This window comes from Stenotrophomonas sp. WED208 (assembly GCF_040984485.1).
Lineage (GTDB): Bacteria > Pseudomonadota > Gammaproteobacteria > Xanthomonadales > Xanthomonadaceae > Stenotrophomonas > Stenotrophomonas riyadhensis.
Map to the genome: position 1 here is coordinate 2560731 of NZ_JAZARB010000001.1, position 15812 is coordinate 2576542.

Here is a 15812-nt window from a genome sequence, read left to right on the forward strand (position 1 = left end):
TGGCTAAGGTACAGCGGGCCGTTCGCGCGGCCTTCACCATTCCAGGGTTGCCGGCAACGTATCGGCGGCCCATCCAATCCGATCACTAGGAAGTACTGCATGCTGAAAGCTCTGTTGAGGGTCAAGCCGGTTGAACCGGCCGGGCACGTCGATGCTGGCGAACCCATCGAAGGCAGCCTGGACGGCGAAGCCACGTTGAAACGGACCCTCACGGCTAAACACCTCATCCTGCTTGGCGTGGGTGCGGTGATCGGCGCAGGCATCTTCGTGCTGACCGGCCAGGCTGCGGCCAACCACGCTGGCCCGGCAGTGATGCTGTCGTTCGTCATCGCCGGTTTCGCCTGCGCCCTGGCGGGCCTGTGCTACGCCGAATTCGCGGCGATGATGCCGGTCTCCGGCAGCGCCTACTCCTACTCCTACGCCACCCTCGGCGAAGGCATGGCCTGGTTCATCGGCTGGTGCCTGGTGCTGGAATACCTGTTCGCCTCGGCCTCGGTCGCGGTGGGCTGGTCGGCATACCTGATCAGCTTCATCACCACCACGCTGCACATGCCGTTCCCGGATGCGCTCAGCGCAGCCCCGATCGCCTGGACCGGCAGCGAGTTCATCGCCTCGGGCAAGCTGTTCAACCTGCCGGCGGTGCTGATCGTCGCGGCGGTGTCCGGCCTGCTGTACGTGGGCGTGACCCAGTCGGCCTTCGTCAACGCGATCATCGTGGCGATCAAGGTCACCGTCATTTGCCTGTTCATCGGCATCGGCGCAGCCCACATCGACCCGGCCAACTGGCAGCCGTTCATCCCGGAAAACACCGGTGTGCCGGGTGAGTTCGGCTGGAGCGGCGTGTTCCGTGCGGCCACCATCGTGTTCTTCGCCTACATCGGCTTCGATGCGGTCTCCACCGCCGCCGGCGAAACCAAGGACCCGCAGCGCAACATGCCGATCGGCCTGCTCGGCTCGCTGGCGGTGTGCACCATCGTCTACATCATCGTCTGCGCGGTGCTGACCGGCATGATGCCGTACCACCTGCTGGGCACCGACAAGCCGGTGGCCACCGCGCTGGAACCCTACCCGACCCTGTCGTGGCTGAAGACCCTGGTCGAGATCGGCGCCATCGCCGGCCTGTCCTCGGTGGTGCTGGTGATGATGATGGGCCAGACCCGCATCGCCTACACCATCTCCCGCGACGGCCTGCTGCCGAAATTCTTCGGCAGGGTCCACGCCCGCTTCCGCACCCCGTACGTCGCCACCATCGTGGTCGGCGTGATCGCCGCCGCACTGGCCGGCCTGGTGCCGCTGAACGTGCTGGGCGAACTGGTCTCGATGGGCACCTTGCTGGCCTTCGCCACGGTCTGCATCGGCGTGCTGGTGCTGCGCTATACCAAGCCGGAGATCCACCGCCCGTTCCGCGTGCCGGCGGTGTGGATCATCTGCCCGCTCGGCGCAGCCACCTGCCTGTTCCTGTTCTGGCAGGCGTTCGTGGTGCACTGGCACCTGTTCGTTGGCTGGACGCTGCTCGGCCTGCTGATCTACCTGGGCTACGGCATCCGCAACAGCAAGCTGGCCAAGTCGCCCTGATCCGCCTACGGGCCGGCCTCGCGCCGGCCCGTCCGTTTTCCCCGCGCGCCGCCCGTGGCGCGCTTCGACAAGACCACCACACATGTTCAAGCAACTGTGGGCCACCAAGCACCCGCATGCCGCCCATGAAGACGCCAACGGCCTGAGCCTGCGCCGCCACCTCGGCCCCTGGGGCCTGACCGCCCTCGGCATCGGCGCGGTGATCGGCGGCGGCATCTTCGTCATCACCGGCCAGGCCGCCGCCAACCACGCCGGCCCGGCCATCATGCTGTCCTTCGTACTGGCCGCCATCTGTTGCGCCTTCTGCGCACTGGCCTATGCCGAGTTCGCCTCGATGGTGCCGGTCTCCGGCAGCGCCTACACCTACACCTACGCCACCTTCGGCGAGCTCTCGGCCTGGTTCATCGGCTGGATGCTGGTGCTCGAATACGGCGTCTCCGCCTCGGCGGTCGCGGTCAGCTGGACCGGCTATTTCCTCAGCCTGCTCAGCCAGTTCGACATCCATCTACCGGCGGCGCTGGTCAGTGCCCCACTCGATGCACAGCTGCGCCCCACCGGCGCGATCGCCAACCTGCCGGCCGCCGCGCTGGTACTGCTGCTGACCTGGCTGTGCTACGTCGGCATCAGCAAGTCCTCGGCGATGAACATGGCGATGGTCGTGCTGAAGACCGGCCTGATCCTGCTGGTCATCGTGGTCGGCTGGAAGTACGTGGACACCAGCAACTGGACCCCGTTCATTCCCGCCAATGAAGGCCCTGGCAAGTACGGCATGGAAGGCGTGCTGCGTGGCGCGGCGATGGTGTTCTTCGCCTACATCGGCTTCGAGGCGGTATCGGTGGCGGCGCAGGAATCGAAGAACCCGCAGCGCGACATGCCGTTCGGCATGATGCTGTCGCTGGTGATCTGCACCGTGCTGTACATCGCGATGGCCGCGGTGATGACCGGCCTGGTGCCTTACCAGCTGTTGGGTACCGACGAGCCGGTGGTGACCGCGGTGGCCGCGCATCCGCAGCTGGGCTGGCTGCGCTGGGTGGTCGAGGTCGGCGCGCTGGTCGGCCTGTCTTCGGTGGTGCTGGTGATGATCATCGGCCAGCCGCGCATCTTCATGATCATGGGCCGCGACGGCCTGCTGCCGCCAGTGTTCACCAAGATCCACCCGAAGTACCGCACCCCGCACATCAATACCGTGATCACCGGCATCGGCATCGCACTACTGGCGGCGCTGTTCCCTCTGGATATCCTCGGCGAGCTGACCTCGATGGGCACGCTGATCGCGTTCGCGGCGGTGTGCGCGGGCGTGCTGATCCTGCGCCGCACCCAGCCGGACCTGCCGCGTCCGTTCCGCATGCCGATGGCGTGGCTGATCTGCAGCCTGGGCGTGCTGAGTTGCCTTGCCCTGCTGTCGGCGATGACGATGCACAACTGGATGCTGATGGGCGTGTGGACGTTCGTCGGTTTCGTGATCTATTTCTGCTACGGCTTCAGACACAGCCGGCTGCGGGTGAAGTAAAGGGATTGCAGGGCCTGCGGCCCTGCACCCGCCTTTGAAGCCGGAGCAACGGCAACGGCAGCAGCTGGGTTGAGGGTTTGGCGGGGCGGGTTGGGTTCACGGGGGACGCCGTGAACCCGTCCCTGGGGGCTTGGCCGCGGCTTGCTCGCGTGCGCTGTCCTGCGCACACGGCAAGACCGGGGTTGGGCCTCCTGCCCAACCCGCCCGAGGCATGCCTCGGGCCCATGCCGCGGACACCCCCGCGAACCCAACCCGCCCCACCTCCGACAGTCTCCTGGCACGTCCAGTAGATCCACGCCATGCGTGGATGAAACGTTCTCATGAACGAATGTTCCGGAATGAATGTTTCTGTAGAGCGGAGCCATGCTCCGCTCCGAGCAAGCACAGCGAAGCAACCCGCTTTTCGCTTTTCCTTCCTCACTCCGTGGCTGGCCGTACGCCGGAACCTGCCAGAGGCGGGGCGGGTGGGCCGTGCAGGGGCGTTGGCGCCATGGATGGCGCCATCGAGCTTACAGGGACGTACTTGCAGCGTCCCCTGCACGGCCCACCCGCCCCGCCCCCCCCCCATGAACCGCTTTCCGTGACCAACCAACCACCTCCCAGCCACGAGGGGCTCAGCCGTTGGCCGAATCCAGTAAAATCGACGGCATGAACGCCCCCACCTTCCCGTACGACACCGCGCGCCTGAGCGAACTGGCCCAGCTGCTGATCGACAACGTCCGCGAACTGGCCCACGCCGGCTGGACCCCGGCCACCAGCAGCAACTTCTCCCACCGCCTGGACGACCGCCACGCCGCGATCACCGTCTCCGGCAAGGACAAGGGCCGCCTGATCGAGGACGACATCATGGTGGTGGACTTCGACGGCCTGGCCGTCGGCCGCCCGCTGCGCCCGTCTGCCGAGACCCTGCTGCACACCCAGCTGTACCGCCGTTCCCCGGAAATCGGCTGCGTGCTGCACACCCACTCGCCGGTGCAGACCGTCGCCTCGCGCCTGTACGCGCCGCAGAGCCACATCCGCCTGGAAGGCTACGAGCTGCTGAAGGCCTTCGCCGGCAACAGCACCCACGAGATGGCCATCGACGTGCCGGTGTTCGCCAACACCCAGGACATGAACGTGCTTTCGAAGCAGGTCGATGACCTGCTCGACCGGCAGAACCTGTGGGGCTACCTGATCGACGGCCACGGCCTGTATGCCTGGGGCCGCGACATGGCCGAGGCGCGCCGCCACCTGGAAGCGTTCGAGTTCCTGTTCCACTGCGAGCTGGAACTGCGAAGGCTGCGCGGCTGAACCGGCACGCAGGTGCAGATGCCGATCCGGAATCTGCACCTCGCGCCCACCCTGCTACCCTGTCTTCCCCCCGAGACGTTCAAGCCGCCGCCATGAGCCGACTGCGCATCTACGACGACACCCGCCCCGAATCGCCGCTGCTGGATACCCAGGACGGCGCGGTCATCGCTGCCGAACTGCAGAAGATCGGCGTCACCTTCGAACGCTGGCAGGCCACCGCGCCGGTTGCGCCCGGCGCCAGCCAGGATGAAGTATTCGCCGCCTACCGCGCGGACATCGACCGCCTGGTAGCCGAACGCGGCTTCAAGAGTGTGGACGTGGCCTCGATCGCCCCGGACAACCCGAACCGCGCCGAGCTGCGCAGGAAGTTCCTCGACGAACACTTCCACAAGGAAGACGAGGTGCGCTTCTTCGTCGCAGGCTCCGGCCTGTTCACCCTGCACGTGGGTGACAAGGTCTATGAGATCGAGTGCGTGAAGGACGACCTGATCGCCGTGCCCGACGGCACCACCCACTGGTTCGACATGGGCGATGAGCCCAGCTTCGTGGCGATCCGCTTCTTCACCGAGCCGGACGGCTGGGTCGGTCACTTCACCGGCACCGACATCGCGCAGAAATTCCCCCGTTACGTACCTACCCAGGCGTCCTGATCCATGCAGCCCCGCGTCATCCTGACCGATATCGAAGGCACCACCAGCAGCATCTCGTTCGTCAAGAACGTGCTGTTCCCCTATGCCCGCAAGGCGCTGCCCGCGTTCGTCGCCGAGCACGGCCAGCAGCCGGAAGTCCGCCGTTGGCTGGATGCGGTGGCCACCGAGATCGGCGGCGCCTGCCAGGACAGCCTGGTAGCCGAGACGCTGCAGGGCTGGATCGACCAGGACCGCAAGCACACCGCACTGAAGGCGCTGCAGGGCCTGATCTGGGACGAAGGCTACCGCCGCGGCGACTACACCGCGCACTTCTACCCGGAAGTGGCGCCGGTGCTGAAGGGCTGGCACGCCTCCGGCCTGCCGCTGTACGTGTACTCCTCCGGCTCGGTGCCGGCGCAGAAGCTGTTCTTCGGCTTCAGCGATGCCGGTGACCTCAGCCCGCTGGTGTCGGGCTGGTTCGACACCGAGATTGGCGGCAAGCGCGAGGCCGACAGCTACCGCCGCATCGTGCAGGCGATCGGCGTGCCGGCCGGCGAGATCCTGTTCCTGTCGGATGTGGTGGAAGAACTGGATGCTGCCCGCGAAGCCGGCCTGCAGACCCGGCTGATTGATCGACTGGATGACTACCCGCTGCCCCGCACCGGCCAGGCCGCCAACGGCCACGAACGGGTCGAGAATTTCCAGCAGATCCAGTTGTAAACGCCGCCTGCCGATGGGCTCTGCGGCATCGGCTACCGGGTACCGCTCTTGGTAGACGCCAACCTTGGTTGGCATACGACCGATGTGTCAACCAAGGTTGACACCTACCAGAGCATGGTTCACCTGCCCTCAACGATCGTTGAGGGTCTTCACCTTCAGTGCTTCGCGCAGGGCGGCCAGATCCACCGGGCCACGCACTGCGATGTCGCGGGTTTCACCCGGCAGCAGGTCCAGCAGGTTGTCTTCGACCTGCACGTCCAGCGCACCGAAATCGATCCACGTCGCGCGCACGTAAGCCGCGCTTTCCAGCCGCAGTCGATAGTGGTCGCCTTCGATGGACAAGGTGGCCTTGAGCTTCTGCCGCGGCAACACCTGGTCCTTGGCTTCGACGAATCCGACCACTTGGCGGGCACTCACCGCCCCGTTCTGCAGCAGCTCGAACACCGCCACCGTGCGCCTCGGATCGGCACCGGCCAGGAGTTCGGCATCGCGGAAATCACCGATCGAGGTGACACCCGCCGCCGTCAACGTCACCGCGTTCTCGCGACGACGCAGCACCTTGCCGTCCACATCCATCACCCGCAACCGCCAACGTGCAACTGTAGCAGCGCCATCATTGATCAGGCGCACCCGCGTACTGCCCTCATCACGCAATGCCGCCAGCGTGACCGGCGCGAAGAAGCGCCGCGCGGCGAAGTGCAGCGCCTTCCAGCGACCGAAGTAGTCCACGCTGGACCATGAAGCACCTGGCCAGACGTCGTTGAGCTGCCAGTACAGCGAACCCATCGTGTACGGCCGCGAGGCGCGATGATGCAGCGCCGCCAGCGCGATGCCATCGGCCTGCATCACCTGGCTGAGGTAGACGAAGTCCTCGAAGTCCTTCGGTGTGCCGTAGCCCAGTTCGATGTAGTGCAGCAGGCGGCTGTTGCCCTCGCCCGCCATGAATTTCTGGTGCGCGCGGATCACCGGGCTGTCGATGCGCTGCTCGGCGCGGGTGGCGATCTGGTCCACCGTCGCCACCGACGGCCACGCCTGCAGTCCGTACTCGGACATGAAGCGTGGGGTCTCGTGCAGGTAGGCCTGCACCGGCAACGCCGGATTGCCCCAGACCTGCCAGTAGTGCTTGTCGCCGCGGGTGGAATCGTTGGCCTTCTCATCCAGATCGTTGCTGGGCGAGCTGGACCAGTACGGCACGCCCAACCCCTCCTCGCCCACCACCTGGCGCAGGTCGCTGCCGAACAGGTCGACATAGCCCTGCCAGACCTTCGCCGCAAATGCCGGGTCGGCCGCCTTCAGATCGCGGCCGTGACCCCAGTCCTTCCAGGCGGTTTCTTCCTCGTTGTTGCCACACCACAGCACGATGCTGGGGTGATGGCGCAGCCGGCGCACGTTGTCGCGCGCCTCGGCCACCACGCTGGTACGGAAGGCCGGATCGTAGCCCGGCTGCATGCCGCCGCCGAACATGAAGTCCTGCCAGACCAGCAGGCCCAGCTCGTCGGCGATGTCGAAGAACGCATCGTCCTCGTAGTAGCCACCACCCCAGTTGCGCAGCATGTTCATGTTGGCATCGCGCGCGGCGGTCAGCACCTGGCGCAGGCGCGCGGCATCGACACGGGCGGGGAAGGCGTCGAACGGAATCACGTTGGCGCCCTTGGCGAAGATCGGCACGCCGTTGATGACGAAGGCGAAGCCCTGCCCGCCCTTGCCGTCCTCCTCGCGGCGCAGCTCAACCGTGCGCAGGCCGATGCGCTGCTCGCGCACCAGCGTTGCATCGGCGCCACCACCATCCAGGCGCGCCTGCACGGTATAGCGATCCTGCGCGCCATGGCCGACCGGCCACCAGCGCTTCGGTTCCGCCAGTTCAATCGGTAGTTCAACACTGTTCTGGCCGGGCTTCAGCAGCACCGTGCGCTGCACCTGGGCCACGCTGCGACCCTGCGGATCGCGCACATCCACATTGACGACCGCAGAACCGGCGGCGCTGCCCTGCTCCACCTGCAGCAGCACCGCCAGCTTCGCCTGCCGGGCGTCCAATGCATCGGTGCGCACGGCAAGATCGGTCAGGCGGTGCGTATCCCAGGCCTGCAGATCGACGCCGCGCCACACGCCGGCAGTGACATAGCGCGGGCCCCAGTCCCAGCCGAAGTGGTAGGCCGGCTTGCGCGCGAAGTTGCCGACCATCGCCTCCTTCGGCTCATCGCCATAGGGCGACGGGTAATTGCCAGCGATCTTGTGCGGCATTGCCTGCACGCCCGGCAGCAGCGTGCGGATCGGCGAGCGGAACACGATCTGCAGCTCATTGCCGTTCGCGCGCAGGCGCCCTTCCACGCGCGCGCGCCAGGTACGGTGCGCGTTGTCCGCGCGCAGCAGTGGCTTGCCGTTGAGGCTGACCTCAGCGTAGGTGTCCAGCCCATCGAAGCGCAGCTCGGCATTGGGCTTGGCCAGCGTCGTCGCATCCACGTCAAAGCGGGCGCGGTACTCCCAGGCAGCCAGGCCGATCCATTGCAGCTCGGCCTCGGGTGCACCGACATAGGGATCACGGATCAATCCGTGAGCGAGCAGGTCGGTGTGCACGCTGCCCGGCACCTTCGCCGCACGCCATTGCTGAAGACCCGGATGCGCAGCACCCTGCGCGTCACCGGGCAGCATGCGGAACTGCCACTGTGCCTGCAGTGGAGTCGCAGTTGCCGGGAAGGCGGAGGCTGCGATCAGCAGCAGGAGCAGACGGACAACGAGGGAAAGGCGATGCACGTGATACTCCTGATTCTCCGCCGGGCGAAGCCCGGCGCTACCGATTCCGATTCATCATGCGTACGGCGACACGCGCCTCAACGCACCACGTTCAACACTTCGTAGCACGCGCCCATGGTGTGGTAATCCACCTTGCCGGCCGGGCTCTTCTCGTCGCTGTACTTGCGATTGTCGGCATCGAGAATGCGGAACCATGCACCGTACTGGTGGTCGACGAAGTGCTCCCACGAGTAGGCCCAGATGCGTTCGTACCACTGCCAGTAGCGGTCATCGCCGGTGCGCTTGGCCATCAGTGCGGCGGTCGCCAGCGTTTCGGCCTGCACCCAGAAATACTTGTCGTCGTCGCAGACGAAACTGTCGCCGCCGATCGGGGCGCCGTCCATGCCGGGCTGCCGACGCGATTCCGGTGCGAAGCCGTAATACAGGCCGCCCCGGGCGTCGTCCCAGCTGCGCGCCACGGCCACGTCGAACAGGTGCTGGGCGGTCGGCACCAGCCAGTCGGCCTGCACGTGGCGATCCAGGATCAGCAACAGTTTGGCCCACTCGGTCTGATGGCCGGGCTGGAAGCCCCACGGGCGGAACAGGTGCTTGGGGTCGTCCAGGTTGTAGTCCCAGTCGATCTCCCAGTTCACATCGTAGTGTTCCCAGACCAGGCCACCGGCCTTGGCGGCCTGGCGGCGGGTCATGTTGTCGGCCAGCTGCAGCGCGCGCTCGACATAGCGCTGCTCGCCACTGGCCTCGAACGCGGCCAGCATCGCTTCGCACATGTGCATGTTGGCATTCTGGCCGCGGTAGCCGGTGAAGTTCCACTGGCCATCGGCTTCGTCTTTATACAAGCCATGCTGCGGCTCCCAGAAGCGTGCTTCCAGCAGCTGCCAGGTCTCGTCCATCCAGTCGCGGGCCTGCTCGATGCCGGCCTTCAGTGCGCAGCTGTAGGCCAACAGCACGAACGCCACGCCGTAGCAGTGGTTCATGTCGTCCTCGACCTTGCCGTCGCGCAGGGTCCAGGCATAGCCGCCGGTGGCCGGATTGCGGTGCACCTCGCGCAGGTAACGCACGCCGTGCTCGACAGCCTCCCGGTATTCGGCATTGCCGAACTCGCGATAGGCCATCGCATAGTTGAAGACGAAGCGGGTGCTGCTCACCAGGTGGCGGTGGCTGGCATCGTAGATGCTGCCGTCATCGCGGAAGTAATGGAAGAAGCCGCCGTCCGGATCGATGCAGCGCGGGTGGTAGAACGCCATCGTATCGGCGATATGCGCGCGCAGGAACGCGGGCGAACGGAAATCGGGCGAGGTGCTCATGCGGTAATGTCCTGGGCCTGCAGCAGCTGCTGCACTTCATCGAGCGAGGGCATCGCGGCGAACGCGCCCTTGCGGGTAACAGCCAGCGCACCCACTGCGGCGCCGAAGCGCAGCGTGGCGGTGATCGCCTCCGGGTCCTGGCAGAACGCGGCGAAACCAGCACCCGCCCCACCCCGCTCCAGCAGGCCCACCAGCACGCCACCGACGAAGGCATCGCCGGCGGCCGTGGTATCGACCGTGGCCACGCGGAAGCTGGTGACCGTGCCGTGGTTGTCGCGGGTGTACCAATGCAGTGTGGCCGCGCCATCGGTGACGATCACCCAGCGCGCCTGCGCGGCCAGCAGGCGCCGCAGCACCGCCGCCTCGCCATCGGCGCCCAGCGGTGCTGCCAGGTAGTCCAGTTCCTCGCGCGACAGCTTGACCAGATCGGCGCGTTCCAGCGCCTGCCACAGGCGCGGCGTCGGGTCCTCGTTCGCCGGCCACAGGGCAGGACGCAGGTTGAGGTCGAGGCTGACCACCGCACCGGCCGCGCGGGCGCGATCCATGCCGGCAAAGGTCGCCTCGGCGATGGCCGGCTCGGTCAGGCTGTTGGAGCACACGTGGAAGCACTGCGCACTGTCGAGGCACGCAGCCTGGAAGTCGCTGTCACGGAACAGCAGATCGGCCGCCGGCGGGCGGTAGAAACTGAAACTGCGCTCGCCGCTGGCATCCAGCGCGACGAAGGCCAGCGCGGTCTTGGCCGCGTCGGTGCGCACGATGTAATCCGTGCCCACGCCGTGCTCGACCAGGCTGTCGGCGAGGAAGTCACCGAACATGTCCCGGCCCAGCATGCCGACGAACTGGGTCTTCGCACCCAGCCGCGCTGCCGCTACGGCGACGTTCGCCGGCGCACCGCCGGCATACTGCAGGAACGCGCGCGGCGTGTCGGCCGAGGCCGGCGGCTGCGCTAGTAGATCGATCAAAATTTCACCGAAGCAAACGATGGCACCCATTCCGGACTCAGCCTCCCTGCGTTGCGGAGGCCGGCGTACGCGCGCCGACCAGTCCGTAGAAAATGATGTAGCCGTAGCACAGCAACGGCAGGATGAAGCTGGCCTGCACACCGATGTGGTCGGCCAGCACGCCCTGCAGGTACGGCACCACGGCACCGCCGACGATGGCCATGATCAGCAGGCTGGAGCCCTTGTTGGTCAGCGGGCCGAGGCGCTCGATGCTCAGCGCGAAGATGGTCGGGAACATGATCGAGTTGAACAGGCCGATCGCCACCACCGAATACAGCGCGACGTTGCCGGAGCTCAGCATGGTCGTGACCAGCAGCCCCACATTGACCAGCGCGAAGATCGCCAGCAGACGGCTGGGCGAGAAGCGCGCCAGCAGCGCCGAACCGGCGAAGCGGCCGATCATCGCCATCGTCCAGTAGGCCGACACGTAATGCGTGGCCTGCTGCTCGCTGAAGCCGCCGATGTTCGGCATCGACAGGTAGTTGACCAGGAAGCTGCCGATCGACACTTCGGCGCCGACGTAGAAGAAGATGCCCAGCACGCCCAGCAGCAGGTGGCGCTTGCGCAGCGCATCCAGGTAGCTGTGGTGGTGGCCCTGGTCGGCCTGCTCGGTGGCATCACTCAGCGCCGGCAGGCGGAACAGGAACACGAACAGCGCCAGCAGCACCAGCGCCACCGCCAGGCCCACGTAGGGGCCCTGCACGGCCTGCGCCTCGGCGGCACGGTAGGCCAGCTGCTCGGCGGCCGGCAGCGCCGCGATGTCATCGGCACTCTTGACCGTGTTGGACAGGATCAGCATGCCGCCGAAGATCGGCGCAATGGCCGTGCCCAGCGAGTTCAGCGCCTGCGCCAGGGTCAGGCGGCTGGAGCTGGTCTGCTCCGGACCCAGCAGCGCGACGTAGGGGTTGGCAGCAACCTGCAGCACGGTGATGCCGCTGGCCAGCACGAACAGCGCACCGAGGAAGGCGCCATACACGCGCAGCTCGGCCGCCGGCCAGAAGCCCAGCGCGCCGATGCCGGCGATCACCAGGCCGGCCACGATGCCCTTCTTGTAGCCCAGCGCCGCCACCAGCCGACCCGCCGGCAGCGACATCAGGAAATAGGTGCCGAAGAAGGTGAACTGCACCAGCATCGCCTTGGCGTAGTTCAGCTCGAACACCGCCTTCAGGTGCGGGATCAGAATGTCATTGAGGCAGGTCAGGAAGCCCCACATGAAGAAGATCGTGGTGACGACAGCCAGCGCCTTGCCGTTGGTAACGGCGGGTGCGTTGCCCGAAGAACCCGATGGACGGGGCGTTGCGGAGATCGGCATGCGGTACGCGCCTCGATGCGCGGAAGGTCGTTGTTGCGTGGAAGGGGTATATGGAAGGAATCAGTTCGGTCGTGCGGCACTGCTTTCGCGGATGCGCAGCTGCACCGGCGCGACCGTGCGCCGTGGCGGCGCATCCGGTTCGTCCAGTCGTTGCAGCAGCAGCGCGGCAGCTTGCCGGCCCCGCTCGCGCGGGTCAGCGGTGAGCGTGGTCAACGGCGGCACCGCGACCGACGCCTCGGAAATATCATCGAAACCGGTAACGGCGAAGTCACCACCCGGGCGGATGCCACGCGAGTTCAAGCCCAGCATCAGGCCCAGCGCGACGGTATCGTTGTAGCAGACCGCCGCACTCGGACGATGGCCATCGGCAAACAGCTCATCGGTGCGCGCCGCGGCTTCCAGGCGGTTCGGTGCCGACTCGATCATCCAGCCCGGCGGCAGCGACAGGCCGGCCTCGGCCAGCGCCTGCTGGAAGCCTGCACGGCGCTGATGGCACGAACTCGATGCTGCATGGCCACCGAAGAAGGCGATCTGGCGATGGCCGCGTTCGATCAGGTGGCGCGTGGCCAGATAGGCACCGTGCTGGTTGTCCAGGGTCAGGAAGTCCCAGTCGGCCCCTTCCAGTTCACGGTTGAACAGCAGCACGTTGGCATTGGCGCCCAGCGCCTGCCGCAGCAGCGCAGTGTCACTGCCCTCGGCCGGCGACAGGATCAGGCCGGCGGGCGTGTGCTCCATCAACGTGGACAGCACCGCCTGCTGCCGCTCCGGCGATTCGCCGGTGCTGCCGAGCAGGGTCACGTAACCGCGTCCGCCCAGCGCCTCGTCCACGCCGGACGCGAATTCGGCGAAGAACGGGTTGGACAGATCGTTGATCACCAGCGCGATGCTCGACGAGGTCCGCCGGCGCAGGTTGGCCGCCGCGCGGTTGTAGACATAGCGCTGGCGACGCAACTCGGCCTCCACCTTGGCCCGGGTATCGACGTTGACCAGCGGGCTGCCGCGCAGCACCAGCGACACGGTTGCCCGTGACACGCCGATGGCACGCGCGATGTCGGTCACCGTCACCGCCTTGCCGGCGCGCTTGCTGGGACTGCTGCCGTTGTCGTTCATCGTCTTCCCGGACTCCGCTGGAGGCTCAAGCCTAATGGATCAGGGCCGTGTCGTGCCGTGCCGTTCGCTGGGCCACCGCGAACGGCACAGTCCGGCTCAGCGCAGCTGGCTGCCCGGTGCCGCGCACCAGGACACCGGCAGGTCCTTCACCGCTGTACCCCAACCCTGCTCCGGCGCCTTCGCGTCGAGCGCGAACTGCAGGCGCGGGCCCTGCTGCAGCTGGTTCCAGTCCAGCCACACCGGCGCATGCGCCTGGCCATCGACCTTCACGCCCTGCACGTACTGCAGGCGACGGCCATCAGCGCCCGGTGCGTCGATGCGCAGGGTGCGGCCATTGCCCATGTCCACTTCCACCTTGCTGAAACGCGGGGTGTGCAGCAGGAACTGGCCGCTGCCCGGCACCGCCGGATACACGCCGATGGCACTGAACAGGTACCAGGCCGACATCGTGCCGAGGTCGTCATTGCCGGTCACGCCATTCGGGGCATTGGTGAACAACTGCTGCGCGGCACGCACCACGGCGGCGGTCTTCCACGGCTGGCCGATCAGCGTGTACAGCCACGGCGAGTGCAGGTCCGGCTCGTTGTTCGGGTTGTAGCGGAACTGGTTGTAGTAGCTGTACGGCCCGACCACCCACTCCTTGCGGGCGGCATTGAGCGGGTCGGCCTGCAGCGCGTCCATCGCGAAGAACGCATCGAGGCGGCGGCCGGCCTGTTCGCGGCCATCCATCGCTTCGACCAGGCCCGGCACGTCCTGCTGCGCCAGCCACTGGTACTGCCACGCCGTACCCTCATGGAAACCATGGTGCGAGCGCGGGCTGTAATGGCCATCGGCCGGCGTGTACCACTGGCCGTCCTCGGTACGCGGGCGCGGGAACCCGGTGAAGCCGGTTTCGGCGTCGCGCACCTGCGGGTCCCACACCTTGCGCCAGTTGCGGCCGCGCTCACGCAGCGTCGCCGCGTCCTGCGCGTGGCCCAAGCCATCGGCCATCTGCGAGAGCGCACAGTCGGCCAGCGCATACTCCAGCGTGGCCGAACCACCGTGATGCGGATCGACGTCCATGCCCTTGGACGGGAACGCTCGGTCGTAGACCACATAGCCCTTGTCCAGGTAGGTCGGGTTGCCTGAACGGCCGGCCATCCGCGAGTTCAGCGGCGGCGTGCCGAACGCATTGCGGCGCAGCGCATCCCACGCCTGCGATTCACGGCCCTTGAGCGCACCGAAGCGCCACAGGTCGACCATGAACGGCGTGACCGGATCACCGGTCATGATGTTGGTCTCGAAGTTGGCATAGCCCCAGCGCGGCAGCCAGCCGCCCTGCTCGTCGATCGCCAGCAGCGTGCGCCCGATGTCACGCGCCACGTCCGGGCGGGTCAGCGCCAGCCACTGGTTCTGCGCACGATAGGTATCCCACAGCGAGAAGTACTCGTAATACGTCCAGCCATCGGCACGGTGGATGCCATCGTCATAGCCGCGGTAGCGGCCGTCGGCATCGTTGCCGGTCATCGGCTGCAGCAGCGCGTGGTAGGCCGCGCTGTAGAACACGGTGCGGTCATCGGACGTACCACCCTGCACACGCACCCGGCCCAGCTGCTCGCGCCAGGACTGCTGCGACAACGCGCGCATGCGGTCGAAACCGAGCAGCGCCCCACCCTGCATGCCCTCGGCACGCAGGTTGGTGCGCGCACCTTCGGCATCCACGTGCGAGATCGCACTGACCGCCGTCACCGACTGGCCCTTGGCCAGGTCGAAGCTGAGCCAGGCACCGTTCGGCTTCTGCTCGCCTTCCATGCTGTGGCGCGCACCCGGCAGGCCACCGCCCTCGCCCCAGGTGCCATGCGCCTTGAACGGACGGTCGAACTCGATGCGGAACCAGGTGGTGTACTGATGGCCGCCACAGAAACTCTTGGTGACCAGCTTGCCTTCGACCACGCGGTCGCCGACCACGTCGACCACGCTGCCGATCACCGAGTGGCGTTCGTTGGCCTGGCCGACATTGACCAGCACGTGGCCCTCGCCCTGGCGCTGGCTGAAGGTGTAGCGCTCGGCCGCGGCACGCGTACGCGCGGTGGCCTCGGCATCGATGCCGCCGTAGCTGGTCAGCCGCACCTTGTAGTAGCCGGCCTGGCCGACCTCGCCATCGTGGGTGTAAGCCGCGGCGTAGGCCTTGTGGTCGAACTGCTTGGCGTTGCCGGTATCGAAATCGCCGCCCGGGCCGATCGAGCCCGTGACCGGCAGCACCGACACCTGGCCGCCCTGCTCCCAGCAGCCGGCGCCGGAGATGAAGGAGTGGCCGAAGCCGCGGATCTTGTCGTCGTCGTAGCGCCAGCCCGAATAGTGGCTGCCGATCGGGCTGACCTGGATCAGTCCGAACGGTGCCGACGCGCCCGGGAACGTATTGCCATCGTCCTTGCTGCCGATGAAGGTATTGACCTCACGCTCCAGCGCAGCCGGCGCCGCCTGCAGCAGCATCGGCATCGCCGACAGCGCGAGCAGGCAAGCCAGGCGCGCCAGCTGGCGCGGAGACAATGGGACGGCGGGAGCGGACGGCACTGGACGCATGTCGGGTTCCTGTAGTCGATGACGCGGAGGCAGGCGGCCGGGGCCATC

The 15812-nt window shown here is 67.0% G+C and carries 11 protein-coding genes; 5 read left to right on the forward strand and 6 right to left on the reverse strand.

The features are described from left to right. The first annotated feature begins 99 nt into the window (after positions 1-99). The 5 genes from VPH47_RS11420 to mtnC all read left to right on the forward strand — a co-directional run bounded on the left by VPH47_RS11420 (position 100) and on the right by mtnC (position 5724). Positions 100-1575: an amino acid permease gene (locus VPH47_RS11420; RefSeq protein WP_110712147.1), complete on the forward strand. Its 1476-nt coding sequence runs from the start codon at positions 100-102 to the stop codon at positions 1573-1575. 82 nt (positions 1576-1657) lie between these two features. Then, a complete protein-coding gene (locus tag VPH47_RS11425; protein WP_164162660.1) occupies positions 1658-3085 on the forward strand; it encodes an amino acid permease in 1428 nt (475 codons plus the stop codon). Positions 3086-3733: 648 nt separating this feature from the next. Further along, entirely contained in the window at positions 3734-4375 is a 642-nt protein-coding gene (locus VPH47_RS11430; protein ID WP_368850825.1) for a methylthioribulose 1-phosphate dehydratase, read from the forward strand. Between the two features lie 92 nt (positions 4376-4467). Continuing rightward, entirely contained in the window at positions 4468-5025 is a 558-nt protein-coding gene (locus VPH47_RS11435) for an acireductone dioxygenase (protein ID WP_014037028.1), read from the forward strand. Between the two features lie 3 nt (positions 5026-5028). After that, positions 5029-5724: an acireductone synthase gene (gene mtnC / locus VPH47_RS11440; RefSeq protein WP_019336325.1), complete on the forward strand. Its 696-nt coding sequence runs from the start codon at positions 5029-5031 to the stop codon at positions 5722-5724. A gap of 129 nt (positions 5725-5853) precedes the next feature. Here mtnC and VPH47_RS11445 read toward each other — a convergent pair whose 3' ends face one another. The 6 genes from VPH47_RS11445 to VPH47_RS11470 all read right to left on the reverse strand — a co-directional run bounded on the left by VPH47_RS11445 (position 5854) and on the right by VPH47_RS11470 (position 15764). Then, complete coding sequence (locus tag VPH47_RS11445; RefSeq protein WP_368850826.1) at positions 5854-8475, reverse strand: glycoside hydrolase family 2 protein; 2622 nt, start codon at positions 8473-8475, stop codon at positions 5854-5856. Between the two features lie 77 nt (positions 8476-8552). Continuing rightward, positions 8553-9779: an AGE family epimerase/isomerase gene (locus VPH47_RS11450; protein ID WP_153854913.1), complete on the reverse strand. Its 1227-nt coding sequence runs from the start codon at positions 9777-9779 to the stop codon at positions 8553-8555. Then, positions 9776-10771: a carbohydrate kinase gene (locus VPH47_RS11455; RefSeq protein ID WP_180855115.1), complete on the reverse strand. Its 996-nt coding sequence runs from the start codon at positions 10769-10771 to the stop codon at positions 9776-9778. The genes VPH47_RS11450 and VPH47_RS11455 overlap by 4 nt, the downstream gene beginning before the upstream one ends. A gap of 7 nt (positions 10772-10778) precedes the next feature. After that, a complete protein-coding gene (gene fucP, locus VPH47_RS11460; RefSeq protein WP_008265126.1) occupies positions 10779-12092 on the reverse strand; it encodes an L-fucose:H+ symporter permease in 1314 nt (437 codons plus the stop codon). Positions 12093-12152: 60 nt separating this feature from the next. After that, entirely contained in the window at positions 12153-13202 is a 1050-nt protein-coding gene (locus VPH47_RS11465) for a LacI family DNA-binding transcriptional regulator (protein ID WP_014037023.1), read from the reverse strand. Between the two features lie 96 nt (positions 13203-13298). After that, a complete protein-coding gene (locus tag VPH47_RS11470; RefSeq protein ID WP_368850827.1) occupies positions 13299-15764 on the reverse strand; it encodes a GH92 family glycosyl hydrolase in 2466 nt (821 codons plus the stop codon). Positions 15765-15812: the final 48 nt, after the last annotated feature.

Excerpts from the sequence above, each read along its gene's own strand:
- VPH47_RS11435 (WP_014037028.1), top strand. The coding sequence starts at position 4,468 with ATGAGCCGACTGCGCATCTACGACGACACCCGCCCCGAATCGCCGCTG.
- VPH47_RS11430 (WP_368850825.1), top strand. The coding sequence starts at position 3,734 with ATGAACGCCCCCACCTTCCCGTACGACACCGCGCGCCTGAGCGAACTG.
- fucP (WP_008265126.1), bottom strand. The coding sequence starts at position 12,092 with ATGCCGATCTCCGCAACGCCCCGTCCATCGGGTTCTTCGGGCAACGCA.
- VPH47_RS11455 (WP_180855115.1), bottom strand. The coding sequence starts at position 10,771 with ATGGGTGCCATCGTTTGCTTCGGTGAAATTTTGATCGATCTACTAGCG.
- VPH47_RS11470 (WP_368850827.1), bottom strand. The coding sequence starts at position 15,764 with ATGCGTCCAGTGCCGTCCGCTCCCGCCGTCCCATTGTCTCCGCGCCAG.
- VPH47_RS11420 (WP_110712147.1), top strand. The coding sequence starts at position 100 with ATGCTGAAAGCTCTGTTGAGGGTCAAGCCGGTTGAACCGGCCGGGCAC.
- VPH47_RS11465 (WP_014037023.1), bottom strand. The coding sequence starts at position 13,202 with ATGAACGACAACGGCAGCAGTCCCAGCAAGCGCGCCGGCAAGGCGGTG.
- VPH47_RS11425 (WP_164162660.1), top strand. The coding sequence starts at position 1,658 with ATGTTCAAGCAACTGTGGGCCACCAAGCACCCGCATGCCGCCCATGAA.
- mtnC (WP_019336325.1), top strand. The coding sequence starts at position 5,029 with ATGCAGCCCCGCGTCATCCTGACCGATATCGAAGGCACCACCAGCAGC.
- VPH47_RS11450 (WP_153854913.1), bottom strand. The coding sequence starts at position 9,779 with ATGAGCACCTCGCCCGATTTCCGTTCGCCCGCGTTCCTGCGCGCGCAT.